General features: G+C 66.5%; 10 protein-coding genes. 7 read left to right on the forward strand and 3 right to left on the reverse strand.

Annotated features, from left to right (window positions below):
- Nucleotides 1-37: 37 nt before the first annotated feature.
- On the forward strand, nt 38-1,264 hold the full coding sequence (locus tag EO141_RS16770) for an acetylornithine transaminase (protein WP_127169735.1): 1,227 nt from the start codon (nt 38-40) through the stop codon (nt 1,262-1,264).
- A 480-nt stretch (nt 1,265-1,744) separates the two neighbouring features.
- On the opposite strand, the gene EO141_RS16775 is transcribed toward EO141_RS16770, so the two are convergent.
- Nucleotides 1,745-2,362 carry an HAD-IA family hydrolase gene (locus EO141_RS16775; RefSeq protein ID WP_127169736.1) on the reverse strand — a complete coding sequence of 206 codons (618 nt, stop codon included), beginning with the start codon at nt 2,360-2,362 and terminating at the stop codon, nt 1,745-1,747.
- A gap of 297 nt (nt 2,363-2,659) precedes the next feature.
- On the opposite strand from EO141_RS16775, the gene EO141_RS16780 reads away from it, so the two are divergent.
- From EO141_RS16780 to azu, 6 genes are all read left to right on the forward strand, one after another.
- Complete coding sequence (locus EO141_RS16780) at nt 2,660-4,942, forward strand: TonB-dependent receptor (RefSeq protein ID WP_206514818.1); 2,283 nt, start codon at nt 2,660-2,662, stop codon at nt 4,940-4,942.
- Between the two features lie 87 nt (nt 4,943-5,029).
- Nucleotides 5,030-6,637, forward strand: coding sequence for a flavin monoamine oxidase family protein (locus tag EO141_RS16785; RefSeq protein WP_164739259.1), 1,608 nt, complete (start codon nt 5,030-5,032; stop codon nt 6,635-6,637).
- The gene (locus tag EO141_RS16790; RefSeq protein WP_127169738.1) at nt 6,634-7,059 is read left to right on the forward strand and encodes a cytochrome c; all 426 of its coding nucleotides are present in this window, start codon (nt 6,634-6,636) and stop codon (nt 7,057-7,059) included. The genes EO141_RS16785 and EO141_RS16790 overlap by 4 nt, the downstream gene beginning before the upstream one ends.
- A gap of 32 nt (nt 7,060-7,091) precedes the next feature.
- Nucleotides 7,092-7,595, forward strand: coding sequence for a RidA family protein (locus EO141_RS16795; RefSeq protein WP_127169739.1), 504 nt, complete (start codon nt 7,092-7,094; stop codon nt 7,593-7,595).
- A gap of 30 nt (nt 7,596-7,625) precedes the next feature.
- Nucleotides 7,626-8,828, forward strand: a complete 1,203-nt coding sequence (locus EO141_RS16800; RefSeq protein WP_127169740.1) for a pyridoxal phosphate-dependent aminotransferase — start codon at nt 7,626-7,628, stop codon at nt 8,826-8,828.
- A gap of 91 nt (nt 8,829-8,919) precedes the next feature.
- Nucleotides 8,920-9,369: an azurin gene (azu, locus tag EO141_RS16805; RefSeq protein ID WP_127169741.1), complete on the forward strand. Its 450-nt coding sequence runs from the start codon at nt 8,920-8,922 to the stop codon at nt 9,367-9,369.
- 306 nt (nt 9,370-9,675) lie between these two features.
- Here the strand turns inward: azu and EO141_RS16810 are convergent, their stop codons facing one another.
- Nucleotides 9,676-12,444: a LuxR C-terminal-related transcriptional regulator gene (locus EO141_RS16810; protein WP_127169742.1), complete on the reverse strand. Its 2,769-nt coding sequence runs from the start codon at nt 12,442-12,444 to the stop codon at nt 9,676-9,678.
- 489 nt (nt 12,445-12,933) lie between these two features.
- Nucleotides 12,934-14,223, reverse strand: a complete 1,290-nt coding sequence (gene hemL / locus EO141_RS16815) for a glutamate-1-semialdehyde 2,1-aminomutase (RefSeq protein WP_127169743.1) — start codon at nt 14,221-14,223, stop codon at nt 12,934-12,936.
- Nucleotides 14,224-14,337: the final 114 nt, after the last annotated feature.

Here is a 14,337-nt window from a genome sequence, read left to right on the forward strand (position 1 = left end):
AATGCGCGTTCTCCCTCCGCTTCTGCGACCCACCATCATGAGCACCGCTGCCGATTCGCCCCTGTCCCTCGCGCATTACTACCTGCCGGTGTACCGCCCGCGCCAGGTGGTGCTGGAGCGTGGCCAGGGCAGTCGCGTGTGGGACGACCAGGGCCGCGAGTATGTGGATCTGTCCGCCGGCATCGCGGTCAACGGGCTGGGGCACAACGATCCGGATCTGATGGCCGCGCTGACCGAACAGGCCGGCAAGCTGTGGCACACCAGCAACGTGTTCTTCAGCGCACCGCCGCTGCAGCTGGCCGAAGAGCTGGTGACCGCTTCGCGCTTCGCGCACAAGGTGTTCCTGTGCAACTCGGGGACCGAGGCCAACGAGGCGGCGATCAAACTGGTACGCAAGTGGGCCAGCAGTCACGGCCGCCCTGCCGACAAGCGCGTCATCGTGACCTTCCGCGGCAGCTTCCACGGGCGCACCCTGGCCGCGGTCACCGCGACCGCGCAGCCCAAGTACCAGGAAGGCTACGAGCCGCTGCCCGGCGGGTTTCGCTATGTGGACTTCAACGACGTGGCGGCGCTGGAGGCGGCCATGGCCTCGGGCGATGTGGCCGCGGTGATGGTCGAGCAGATCCAGGGCGAGGGCGGGGTGATGCCGGCCGCGCCGGGTTTCCTGAGCCGCGTGCGCGCGCTGTGCGACCAGCACGATGCACTACTGGTGCTGGACGAGATCCAGTGCGGCATGGGCCGTACCGGCACGCTGTTCGCGCATTGGCAGGAGCAGGTGACGCCGGACATCGTGACGCTGGCCAAGGCGCTGGGTGGCGGCTTCCCGATCGGCGCAATGCTGGCCGGCCCGAAGGTGGCCGAGATCATGCAGTTCGGCGCGCATGGCACCACCTTCGGCGGTAATCCGCTGGCAGCGGCGGTGGCGCGGGTGGCGCTGCGCAAGCTGGCTTCGCCGCAGATCGCCGAGAATGTGGAGCGTCAATCGGCGGCCCTGCGCGCCGGCCTGGAGGCGCTCAACGCCGAGTTCGGCCTGTTCACGCAGATCCGCGGACGCGGCCTGATGCTGGGCGCGGTACTGGCGCCGGCGCATGCCGGGCAGGCCGGCGCGATCCTGGATTTCGCCGCCAACCATGGCGTGTTGCTGTTGCAGGCGGGGCCGGATGTGCTGCGCTTCGTGCCGGCACTGAATCTGACCGATGCCGAGTTGGCCGATGGCCTGGCGCGCCTGCGCCTGGCCGTTGCCGAGTACGCCGCGCAGAAGTGATCGACCTCTGCGCTTCCTTGCGCCATCGCGACCGGCGCTGTGCCGGCGAGCGCGGTTGGGGAGGAGGCGCAGGTCGTTGTGTTTCCCGATTTGCGCCAGGCCCTGTCAGGGCACGTGGCGTTGTTGCCGCAGGTACCTGCGCGGCTGTTGCAGGATCTGCATGAAGACCGCGTTGCGTAGCTGATGCGGATTGCGTAGCGCGCGATGCAGCCCTCTTGCGGCAGCGATTGGATAACGGCGGGGGGCATGGAGGTTTGGGTTTTATCGCTCTACCGTACCCTCACCCCAACCCCTCTCCCGACGGGAGAGGGGCTCGCTTCTGCGTTCGCCGTTAACCCGACACCGACTCAAGGCGCCAACGCTGTCCCTGACCGTGGACGCCGACGCGTTCAATGCTGCGAGCAGCGTCTTGCGTCACCCCGAGAGAGTGACAGGTGTTCCGCGATGCTCAACGATTCCCCAATCCCCAATCCCGGCCCTTCACCCCAGCCCATACCGCTTCAACACCCGCCGCAAGCCGCGCGCATCGCGCACCGTGTCCGCCTGCAGGCCGGCGGCACGTGCGCCGCGCACGTTGACGAACAGGTCGTCGACAAACAACGTGCGTGACGCGGCCGCATCGAGCCGGGCGAGCGCGCGCTGATACACCGGCAGCTCCGGCTTGCGGCCGCCGAGGGCGCCGCTGCACAGCACGCGGTCCTGCAATAGCGGAAACAGCGCTGGCACGATCCGCTCGATCGCTTCCGCCATCAACGGCCCGTTGTTGGTGAGCACCGCCACCGCGGTCGTTGCCGACACCGCCAGTACCTGCGCCACTACCGCCGGCTCGGCGCGGCATGCCGCCACGCGCGCATCGATCCAGGTGGCGCGATCGATCACGCAGCCAAGCCCCTCGCCGAGCTGCGCCAGATAGGCCGACGTGTCGATCACGCCGGCATCGTAGGCACGCTCCAGGCCCTGCTCGAACAAGACCTGTTGCACACGTTGCGGCGTGCATCCCGCCGCACTGGCAAGCGCAGCCAGACGACGCGGTCGCGAATAGCTGGCCAGCACGCCGTCGAAATCGAGCAGTAACAGGGACGGTGCGGCAGGCGGCATGGGTGGACTCGGAATGCGGCTGCGCAGCGTTGTCGATTCGGCGCGGCATGGCAAGTGCGCAAGACCTGGTATGTCCGGATGGCGGCAGGTGGGTGGGGGCAGTCCCTATTCAGATCGTTGAATCCGGCAGCTACCTACCCACCCGCGCCGCCCCTACCCTCCGCGCGGCGCGTGCAGCGGAACTGTGCTGGGTATGGTCGATGCATGCCGCATCCGCGGTGTCAGCCGGTCTTGGGGAGCGGGCCCGGTCACTCAGCACGTCACACCATCCAGGGGGTCGATTGCATGCGCAAGCGCTTGAACACCGATCAACTGGCGGCGTCGGTTGCCGCCATTCTCACCACCGCCACGCGTGGTCGCACGCTGGCTTCGATGACCTTGGTGCTGGCTGGCGCCCACAGCCTGCCGGTCCTGGCACAGGAAGCACGCACGCTGGACGCGGTCAGCGTGGTCGGCACCGGCTCCACGCGCACCACCGCCTCCATCTCCGTCGACGACATCCAGGCACAGGTGCCCGGCGTGGCACCGCAGCAGCTACTGGCGAGCCTGCCGGGCGTGAATGTGCAGACCACCGATCCGTTCGGGCTGTACGAGTTCGGCGACTCGATGACCATCCGCGGCTTTTCCGCCAACCAGATCGGCGTGACCCTGGACGGCATCCCGATCGAAACCTTCGACACCCGCGAAGGCGGCCCGATCACCCGTTACGTGTCCAGCGAGAACCTGCTCGACGTCACCGTGTCGGCCGGCTCCGGCGATGTCACCCAGCCTTCGTACCACGCACTGGGCGGCGCGATCCGTTACACCAGCCTGCCACCGAAGGGCGGCGACAGCTGGAGCGGCAACCTCACCCAGACCATCGGCTCGGACGATCTGGTGCGCAGCTTCGTGCGCCTGGATACGCCGGATTGGTGGGACGGCGGCCCCAGCGCGTATCTGTCTGCCTCGCGCACGCAGGGCGGGGTGTGGGACATGGAGCCGGCCACGCAGAAGAGCGATCACTTCGAAGCCAAGATCCGCCAGGCCTGGGACGTGGGCAGCCTGAGCCTGGGCTGGATCTACAACAACCGCAAGGACTACGACGTGCAGTCGTACAACTCCGACGGGTCGGTGTCGTGGGATCTGCATGAACGCATCACCGGCAATCCGGAAGTGGATGCCGAGCATTACAGCGAATGGCAGAACGGCCGCCGCGATTCGCTGCTCAGCCTGCACGGCGATTTCCTGTTCAACGATGCGATCGGTGTCACCTTCACTGGCTACTACGAAAACAAGCATGGTTATGGCGTCGGCGGCACGCCACCGAGCACGGCCACCGGCCTGTACAACGACGCCATCGCCGGCACGCCGGGTCGCACCGATATCGCCATCAACGACCCGCAGATCGTCGATGCCAACGGCAATGTCATCCGCGTCGGTGCGATGACCCGGCGCGAGGAAATCATGGGCGGCGATCGCTACGGCGTAACCAGTGCAGTGTCATGGGAGACCGAGCACAACAAGCTCGAAGTCGGTGCGTGGTACGAAAACTACGACTTCGATCAGGTGCGCCCGCTGTACAACCTGGACCCGGCCACCGGCGCGCTGCTGAAGGGCTCGCTGCCGATCGTGGTCTATTACGACAATCACTTCTCCACCGAGGTGAAGCAGCTTTACATCAAGGACACGCTGCGCCTGCTCGATGACCGGCTCACCATGGAATTCGGTGCCAAGGGGCTGGATGTCAAACGCGATTACAACGGCATCGCCAATCTCGATGATTTCAATGTCGGCGTGCGCCGCGACGTCACCATCAAGAACAGCGACTGGTTCCAGCCCCAGGTCGGCGCCAGCTTCCAGCTTGCCGAGGGCGTGCAGGTGTTCGCCAACTACGCGGAAAACTTCAGCTCGGCACCACGGCTGGCGCTGACCTCGGGTGCATTCAATCCGGATATCGCGCCGGAGGAATCCACCAATATCGATATCGGCATCCGCGCCGAATCCAGCCAGTGGAGCGGCTACATCGCCGCCTACAAGATCGATTACGAGAACCGCATCATCGCGCTGACCGATCCGGACCCGCTGGTGGTCGCGCCCACCGTCTACGCCAACGTCGGCGACGTGCAGACCTACGGGGCGGAAGTGTCCGGCATGTGGAAGCCGGCACCGGGCTGGCGATTGGGGGCATCGCTGACCTGGAACAAGTCCGAGTTCCAGGACAACTATTTCGGCCCGGTCAGCGGCAGCCTGGTGCAGGTGGAAGGCAACGAAGTGCCGGACTCGCCCAAGGTGATGTTCAGCCTCAACGGCGGTTGGGAAGGCGAGCATTTCTTCGCCAACCTCGACACCAAATACACCGGCAAGCGCTACGGCGACACGCTCAATACCGACCAGGTCGATGCCACCTTCATCGTCAACGGCAGCGTCGGCTATCAGGGCGAGGATGCCGGGTTTCTGGCCGGTGGGCGGCTGCAGTTGTCGGTCTACAACCTGTTCGACAAGGACGATGCGATCGGCGCGGTGTTCCCGAACGAAAGTTCCGGTTCGTACCAGTTGATCGCACCGCGCCAGCTGTTCGCCAGCCTGGCCTACAAATTCTGAGGCAGTGATGCGGCCGGCAGCGTTGCCGGCCGCGCCATCGGTGGTGTCCGTCGGACTCGATCCATGACATGCAAGGACTAAGCGTTGATGCAAGGCAATCACTCTGGGGCGATGACACGGCGGCAACTGCTGGCGCGCATCGGCATGACCGCTGGCGGCGCGATGATGTATCAGGCGATGAGCAGCCTGGGCATGGCGGCCGAATCCGATTTCAAGGGACCGCTGCAGCTGGATGGCGACCCGAAAGGCGCCTCGGTGCTGATCCTGGGGGCGGGGCTGGCCGGCATGGCGGCGGCCTTCGAACTGCGCAAGGCGGGGTACCGCGTGCAGTTGCTGGAATACAACGACCGCCCCGGCGGGCGTAACTGGACGCTGCGCGGCGGCGACCGCTACACCGAACTCGGCGGGGCGATGCAACATTGCCAGTTCGACGACGGGCTGTACCTCAACCCCGGGCCGTGGCGCATCCCGCATCACCACAAGGCGGTGCTGGGTTACTGCAAGCAATTCGGTGTGGCGTTGGAGGCGTTCAACCAGGTCAACTACAACGCGCTGTTGCACAGCCAGCATGGCTTCGGCGGCAAACCGCAGCGCTTTCGCGCCATCGATGCCGATTACAAGGGGCACGTGTCCGAGTTGCTGGCCAAGTGCACCCAGCAGCAGGCGCTGGACACCACCGTGAGCCGCGAAGACCAGGAAGTGCTGCTGGAATCCCTGCGCACCTGGGGCGCGCTCGACCACAAGTTCGGCTACGTCAAGGGCAAGGACAGCAGCGAGCGGCGCGGTTTTGCGCGTTATCCCGGCGGCGGCCTGTCGGGCAAGCCCGAGTTCTCCGATCCCTTCAGCGTGCAGGACGTGTTGTACTCGCGTCTGTGGACCACGCTGGCGGCCGGCAACAACTACGAAATGCAGACCACCATGTTCCAGCCGGTGGGCGGCATGGACCAGATCGGTAAGGCATTCGCGTCCCGGCTCGGCGACGCCATCACCTACAACGCCAAGGTCACCAGGATCGATCAGGATGGCAACGGTGTGCGCGTGTCCTGGCAGGACGCCGCGCACGGCGGCGAAGAACGCATCGCCAGCGCCGATTGGTGTATCTGCACGATTCCGTTGTCGGTGCTCAGCCGCATTCCGGTCACCGCCAGTGACGCGATGACCACCGCGATCGGCCAGGTGCCGTATGCGGCATCGGTGAAAGTGGGCCTGCAATTCAAGCGCCGCTTCTGGGAAGAGGACGAGGCCATTTACGGCGGCATCAGCTACACCGATCTGCCGATCACCTTGATCAGCTATCCCAGCACCAACTATCACAGCCCCGGCAAGGGCGTGCTGCTCGGTGCGTATGTGTGGGGACTGGATGCCTACCAGTTCACCTCGATGTCCCCGGAGCAGCGCGTGCGCAAGGCGGTCGAATACGGCACACAACTGCATCCGCAGTATCCGCGTGAATTCGAGAACGGCATTTCGGTCGGTTGGCACCGCGTGCCGTTCACGCACGGCTGTTTCGGCATGTGGAGCGAGCAGGCGCGTGCCGAACACTACACGCCGCTGTGCCAGATCGACGGGCGCCTGGCGCTGGCCGGTGAACACGTCTCCTATATCCCGGCCTGGCAGGAAGGCGCGATCTTGTCCGCGCACGATGTCGTGGGCCGTCTGCATCGCAAAGTGCTGGCCGGAGGAGGTCGCGCATGAGCCTGTTATCACGGTTGGCCGCGGCCAGCTTTGCCGTTGTGATGGTTGCGTTGCTGGTGCCGCCAGGCACATACGACGCGCGGGCGCAGAGCTCCGATGCCACCCAGCTGTTCCCGCAGCAGGGCTTTGCCAAGGCATCCGGCCAGGACGTCTATCAGGCGATCTGCCAGGGCTGCCACATGCCGGGCGGGCGCGGTGCGCAGGGCGCGGGCGAATATCCCGCGCTTGCCGGCAACCCGAAGCTGGCCGCCGGCCCCTACGTCACCATGATGGTGCTCGACGGCCATGCGGGCATGCCCGGCTTCGGCGCCATGCTCAACGACCGCCAGGTGGCCGAGGTGGTGAGTTATGTGCGCACGCACTTCGGCAACGATCACGCCGAGCGCGTCACCATCGACGACGTCAAGTTGCTGCGCCACTGATTCTCCCTTTCTCTCTCATGCAAGGAGTTGCCATGTTCCGTCCAGTGACCACCGTTCTCACTGCTGCCCTGCTGTGGTCTGCAGGCCTCGCCGCTGCGCATGCGGCCGACGTGGTCCGCCACAAGATACCCAACAGCGATTTTCCCATTGCTGCTGCCGTGGAGATTCCCGCCGGCAAGGCCACCGTCTACGTCAGTGGCAAGGTGCCGGCGGTGGTGGATGCCAGTGCGCCCAAGGACTCGATCGCCGCCTATGGCGACACCAAGGCCCAGACGGTGAGCGTGTTGAACCAGATCAAGCAGCAACTCGCGACCCTCGGCCTGGGCATGGGCGATGTGGTGAAGATGCAAGTGTTTCTGGTCGGTGATCCGGCCATGGGCGGCAAGATGGATTTCAACGGTTTCATGGACGGTTACCGCCAGTTCTTCGGCACCAAGGAGCAGCCCAATCTGCCGGCGCGCTCGGCCTTCCAGATCGCCGCGCTCGGCAATCCGTTGTATCGGGTGGAAATCGAAGTGGTCGCCGTTCGTCCTTGAATCCGTGCTGTCGTCCTGCTGGAGGTTGTCATGAAAACTGCTCTTTCGCGCCGCATGTTTCTCCGCGACTCCGCGCTGTTTGCCGGCGCCGCCGGTGCGAGTGCGCTGCCGCTGCTGGCCAGTGCCGCCGAACGTTCTGCCGCCGTCGCGCCAACACCGGCCAGTGCGTTGTCGCCGGTGATGATCGGCTCCAACGAGTTTCCCGATGGCCCGTCGGCTGCTGCGGTCAAGGCCATCGCGCAGATCGCGCCGCAAGGCGGACGCTACCTGCGCGATGTGCAGATGGAGCTGATGGAGACCCTGGCCGCCGAGCTCAAGCTGCCGGTCAACCACCTGATGGCCTACGCCGGCTCCACCGAGCCGCTGGACTACACGATGCTGGCGTTCACCTCGCCCAGCGCCGCGCTCGTCACTGCCGATCCCACCTACGAATCCGGTTGGCGCGCCGCCAGCCGCAATGGCGCAAAACTGATCAAGGTGCCGTTGCGCAAGGACTTCTCGCACGATGTGCAGGCGATGTGCGCCGCCGACGCCAGCCCCGGCGTGATCTACATCTGCAATCCCAACAACCCCACCGGCTCGGTCACCGCGCGCAAGGACCTGGACTATGCACTGGCGCACAAGCCCAAGGGCAGCGTGCTGGTGGTCGACGAGGCCTATATCCACTTTGCGCAGAGCACCAGCAGCGTGGTCGACATGGTTGCCGCGGGCGAAGACGTGGTGGTGCTGCGCACCTTCTCCAAACTCTACGGCATGGCCGGCATCCGCCTGGGCTACGCGGCCGCACGCCCGGACCTGCTGGCCAAGCTGATGTTCTACAGCGTCAACAGCCTGCCGGTGACCGCGGCTGCCGCAGGCCTGGCCAGCCTGCGCGATCCCGCACTGGTGCCGCAGCGGCGCGCACGTACCGCGGCCACACGCAAGGACGTGATGGCGTTTCTCGCCAAGCAGGGCTATGCCTGTACCACCTCGGAGAGCAACTGCTTCATGGTCGACGTGAAGCGGCCGGCCGCCGGCTTCAAGGACGATATGGCCACCCATGGCGTGTTCATCGGACGCAGCTGGCCGGTGTGGCCGACCTGGTCGCGGATCACCGTCGGCACCGATGCGGAGATGGCGCGCTTCAAGCAGGCCTTCGTGCAGGTGATTGCCGGCAAGCGCGGCCCGCTGCCGCTGCCGGAGGCCACGGCCGATGTGCATGATCCGATGGATGCTTTTTTCCGCTACGCATGAGGCGTTACTCTGGCAACATCGGCGCTTGCAGATGCGCTGGTGTGACCAGGCGCGCTGGGCGTCGCGCATCCCTTATTGCAGGAGTGTTCCTTTGAAAGTGTTTTCGACAGTTGCCGTGATTGGATTGGTGCTGCTGGCGCCGTCGGCATGGGCGCGCACCTGCGCGGTGACCATCACCGGCAACGACCAGATGAAGTTCGACCAGAGCGCGATCAAGCTGGCGCCCGACTGCACGCAGGTGGACCTGACGCTCAAGCACTCCGGCAAGATGGCCGCCACGGTGATGGGCCACAACTGGGTGCTGACCAAATCCGCCGACTTCCAGGCAGTGGCCAATGCCGGCGTACGCTCCACCATCGCTGACAGTTATCTGCCCAAGGCCGACGCGCGCGTGATCGCACACACCAAGGTCATCGGCGGCGGCGAGAGCACCACGGTGAGCTTTCCCACCAGCAAGTTGAGCAAGGGCGGCGGCTATACCTTCTTCTGTTCGTTCCCCGGCCACTGGGCGATGATGAAGGGCACGCTGAGTTTTGGATGAGGTATCAGCTGCCGCAGGCGCATGGCCGCGGCAGGAGCGATAGGCGAGGGAGCTGGCACGCGGTCACGCCGCGTGCTCCAAGCAATTGTGAGCGGAGCGGACGGCAGCGCCAGCGACCGTCGTAGACGGTGCGCGGAGAACTGCGCTTAAAGGAAGGCGCGCTGTTGTGGCAGGCTCCATGTGTTGTCGTGACCGGGCCGCTTCTGGATGCCGAGATAGACCAGCTTGCCGCAGCGTGCAGGTGTCATCACCGCCTCCGGCCGCCCGAAGTGGCGTCTTGCCGCGCGTCAGCGCCGTAGCTGGAGGTCAGCCCGGCACCGTTTCCGAATTGCCTGGTGGATCGGCTGCGCGCAACAACCCGCGTTGCAAGGCCTGAGCCAACGCGCTTTCGCGGCTGCGTGCATCCAGCTTGCGATAGAGATTCTTCAAATGGAACTTGACCGTGTTTTCCGACAGATGCAAACAGCGTGCGATCTGCTTGTTGGAATACCCACGTGCCAGTTGCGCGAGCACTTCCAGCTCGCGCTCGCTGAAGATGTCGCCGGCCGGGTCTTCGTCGCCGCTGAGGCGTTCGAGCAGGGCCTGGATGGTGAGTGCGCGTGTGGTGCCGCCGACGGTATGCGGGTCGTGCTGGCGCAGCGAGCGCAGCATCGCCTTGGCCGGCAGGCCGAGTTCGACGATCGCCTGCCAGCTTTGCGTCAGTGCCACATGGTCGAGCGCGCTATACAGGTGCGGTAGCGCCGCGACCAGTTCGCCGCGTTGCTGCAGCACCAGGGCGATGCGCGCGCGGGTGCGCGCGAGGTGGCACAGGTTGTCGTTGGCCAGGCAGGCCTGTTCGATCTGGCCCAGGATGGTCAGCGCGGCGCTGCTGCGTCCGGCCAGCCGATGCCAGCGTGCCAGCGCAAAGCCCATCGCCGCGCGATCGCGCCAGCGGTGGGGCGAGCGCAGCGTATGCGCCAATCCGGATTCGCCGCCGGTGCGTGCGATCAGCACATCGATGGCGGCATTGCCCGGATGCTCCAGCAACAGCATCAAACGCCATGCTGCAGCCAGTTCCGACAGGCGCGTCAGCTTGCGCCCGTGCGCGATCTGCTCGACGTGTTCGAGCAGCGCCAAGGCACTACGCCCGCTGTGGTCGCGCACACGCTCCAATCCCAGCGCGGTGTCGTAGGCGGCGGCCAGCACGTCCATGCCGCCATCGTGCTGTTCCAGCAATTCCAGTGCCGGATGCAGCAGGTCGGCCGCGTCGTCGTGGTGGCCGCGTTCGTAATGCAGTTGTGCGAGCAGGCACTGGCCGGCGGCCTCCAGCACGCGATCCAGCTGCGGGGAGCGGGCGCACCAGTGCAGGGCCTGCCGGTAACAGGCTTCGGCGTCACCGAGCTGTCCGCGATAGAAAAAACTCTGGCCCAGCGCCAGCAGCGCCTGGCCCGCGCCTGGTTCGCTGCCGCCGCGCTGCATCGCATCGCGTGCGTTCAGGGCGTAGCGTTCGGCAGTTGCAAAGGCACCCTGCGCAATGGCGGTGGTGGCACAGATGCACAGCAGCATGCCGCGGCCCAGGTGGTCGTCCTCGTCCAGCGCGGAGGCTTGCGCGGCGATCTGGGTCAGACCATGCGGATTGCCGCAGATCTCGTCGAGGCGATCACGCAACAGCGCCACCACCACCGTGTAGTCGCGTTGCAGGGGCTCGCGCAGCGCAGCCGGAAAGTCGCGGAAGCGTTCCAGCAGCAGGCGCGCATGGCTGAATTCGCCGAGCTTCGCGTGCAGATGTGCCTGGGTGAGATTCAGCGCCGGGGTGTCGCGGATGGTGCGGTGTTCGAAATGCCGCAGCAGAGCGCGTACCGCGTGCGTGCCGTGGGTCAGCACTAGTTGCCAGGTACCGGCGCGCGCGATGTAGCTGGCGGCCAGGTCGCCGCAATCGGCACGCGATGCGTGCCGCACCGCTTCGGCCAGGTACCGATGATCGCCAAACCAGCGTGCGGCCCGTTGATGCAGTTGGGTGGCCTGACCGGGGTGTTCGCGATCGAGCAGTTGCTGCAGGAAGTCGGCAAACAAGGGGTGATAGCGGAACCACTCGCGCTCGCCATCCATGGGCACCAGCAGGCCGTGGAAATGTTCCAGGCGCGCCAGCAGCCGGCCGCTGTCGTCGCACTGACGCACCGCATCGGCCAGCGCTGCGTTGACGCGCTCCAGGGGGCTGGTCCGCAACAGCAGGTCGCGCGTGTCGGCATCCAGGTCGTTGACCACCTGCTCGGCCAGATACGCGGCAATCTGCGCGCTGCGGCCGGAGAAGCGCGCGGCCACCTCCTGTTGACGCTGCGCGCCGCCTTCCAGCCACAAGCGCGCCAGATGCAGCGCCACCGGCCAGCCTTCGGTGTAGCGCAGCAATTCGTCCACGACCGGCGCCGGCACCTGGGGGCCCAGCAACGCCTGCGCTTCGGGCTCATCCAGTGCCAGCTGCGCGCTGCCGAGACGGCTGAGCTGCGCCTGCAGGTCCAGCCGCGCCAGCGGCAGTGCCGGTACGCGCCGGGTCGCCAGCAACAGGTGCAGGCGTCCGCCGCCGTGTTCGACCAGGCGCAGCACCAGCTCGTCGACGATGCCGCTGCCGAGCCGGTCGTAATCGTCGAGGATCATGCTGATGCGCCGGGGCGCAGTGCGTAGCGCGCGGAGCAGCACCGTCACCGCCTCGCGCGGATCCTGGTCGCGGTTGTGCAGCACCGCCGCACACAGTGCCGGATCGGCGCCTGCGTGCTGGAGCGCCAACGCCAGGTGGCCAAGGAAGCGCGTGGCATCGGTGTCCTCTTCGTCCAGCGACAGCCAGGCCACGGCGTGGTCGCGCGCGCGCAGCTGCGCATGCCACTGCGCCAGCAGTGTGGTCTTGCCGAATCCGGGCGGTGCCAGCAGCAGGGTGAGCGGCCGGGCTTGCGCCTGATCCAGCGCCGCCAGCAAGGTGCTGCGCACCACCGCTCCGGGACGCGGCAGCGGCGGCTCCAGCTTGCTGGCGAGCAGCCAATCGGGAACAGCGGAATCGCGCGGCGGTGAGGGGCGCGGCGTGAGCAACGCAACAGGCTTGAGCATGAGGCGAGGGCGGCCCTGGCAAGCGTCGGCAGCGCGCCGGCTCGACACGCTGCAGATCGTGATGAAACAGCGGCGATGCACAGGCGTCACCGTGACCGGCGACAACGTCCATCGGCTGCTTCGAGGGTCCCCACCCATGCCCGTCCATGGACACCTTTCAGAAAGGTATGACAGCCACAAGACAAAAGCAAAGCCTGTCGCTACGCCGCCGCCTGAATGGAGCTTGCAGTGGCGCGGGGTGTGCGCCATTGCTAGGAACGGCCGGGCCCGTCTGGACGCCATCGAGCCGGTTGCAGCGCCGGCGCCGCGCCTGTTCAGCGTCGGCGCGGGCCTAAACAGGCGTCTCAGGCCCGCACCGATGCCGGGCGTCTTGCGCGGCCAGCGTCACCAGCGGCCACCGCGACGCAGGCGATGACACCTCGCCTTCAACGCACCACAAAGGTCAGCGTTGCCGGGCCCATCGCCGGCAACGCAACGCCTGGATGCGCCTCAGTGCGCCACTTCCGCAAACGCCTCGCGCGCGGCGGCCAGCGTGGCATCGATCACCGCCGCATCGTGCGCGCTGGACATGAAGCCGGCCTCGTACGCCGACGGCGCCAGATACACGCCCCGCTGCAGCATCGCGTGGAAGAAACGGTTGAAGGTGGTGATGTCGCAGGCGGTGGCTTGCGCGTAGTTCTCCACGATGTCGTCGGTGAAGAACAACCCGAACATGCCGCCGACCTGGTTGGTGGTGACGGCAATGCCGGCCGCGCGCGCGGCATCTTCCAGTCCTTCGCACAACACGCTGGTGGCCTCGCTCAGGCGGGCGTGGAAGCCCGGCTCCTGCACCAGCTCCAGCATCGCCAGGCCGGCCGCCATCGCCACCGGGTTACCCGACAAGGTGCCGGCCTGGTAGATCGGGCCGGCGGGAGCGATCTGCTCCATCAAGTCGCGCCGGCCACCGTACGCGCCCACCGGCATGCCGCCGCCGATGATCTTGCCGAAGGTGCTCAGGTCCGGGGTCACCCCGTAATGCGCCTGCGCGCCACCGAGCGCGACGCGGAAACCGGTCATCACCTCGTCGAAGATCAGCAGCGCGCCATGCCGCGTGCACAGCGTGCGCAGGTGCTGCAGATAACCGGCCTGCGGCGGAATGCAGTTGGCGTTGCCGACCACCGGCTCGATGATCACCGCGGCCACGTCGGCGCCGATCTCGTCGAACATGGCGGTGGCGCCTTCGAAGTCGTTGAAGGAGAGGGTGGCGGTCAGCTCGCTCAGGCCGGGCGGCACGCCCGGCGATGTCGGTACGCCCAGGGTCAGCATGCCGCTGCCGGCCTTGACCAGGAACGAGTCGCCATGGCCGTGATAACAGCCCTCGAACTTGATGATGCGGCTGCGCCCGGTGGCGCCGCGGGCCAGGCGCACCGCCGACAGCGTGGCTTCGGTACCGGAATTGACCATGCGCACCATCTCGCAGGACGGCACCAGCCGATGGATCGTCTCGGCCATGGTGACCTCGGCCGCACACGGCGCGCCGAACGACAGGCCATCGCGGATCGCGCGCTCCACCGCTTCGCGTACTGCGGGGTGATTGTGGCCGGCAATCATCGGCCCCCACGAACCCACGTAGTCGATGTAGCGGTTGTCGTCCACGTCATACAGATACGGGCCATCGGCGCGCGCCACGAAGAACGGCTCGCCGCCGACCGACTTGAATGCACGCACCGGTGAGTTGACGCCGCCGGGTAGCAGCGTCTGCGCCTGGGCGAACAGGGCGTGGGAGCGGGTGTGGTTCATGCGCGCAGATCCTTGAGTGGTACCGATTGGGGGCGGCGCTGCCCGACTGCGGGCGGCGCACCCGCCATTGTCAGGCTTGCGGCCCCCGTCCGCCTACCCACCAGATGCCTGCCT

This window comes from Xanthomonas sp. BRIP62415 (assembly GCF_003993515.1).
In the GTDB taxonomy this organism is placed as follows: domain Bacteria; phylum Pseudomonadota; class Gammaproteobacteria; order Xanthomonadales; family Xanthomonadaceae; genus Xanthomonas; species Xanthomonas euroxanthea.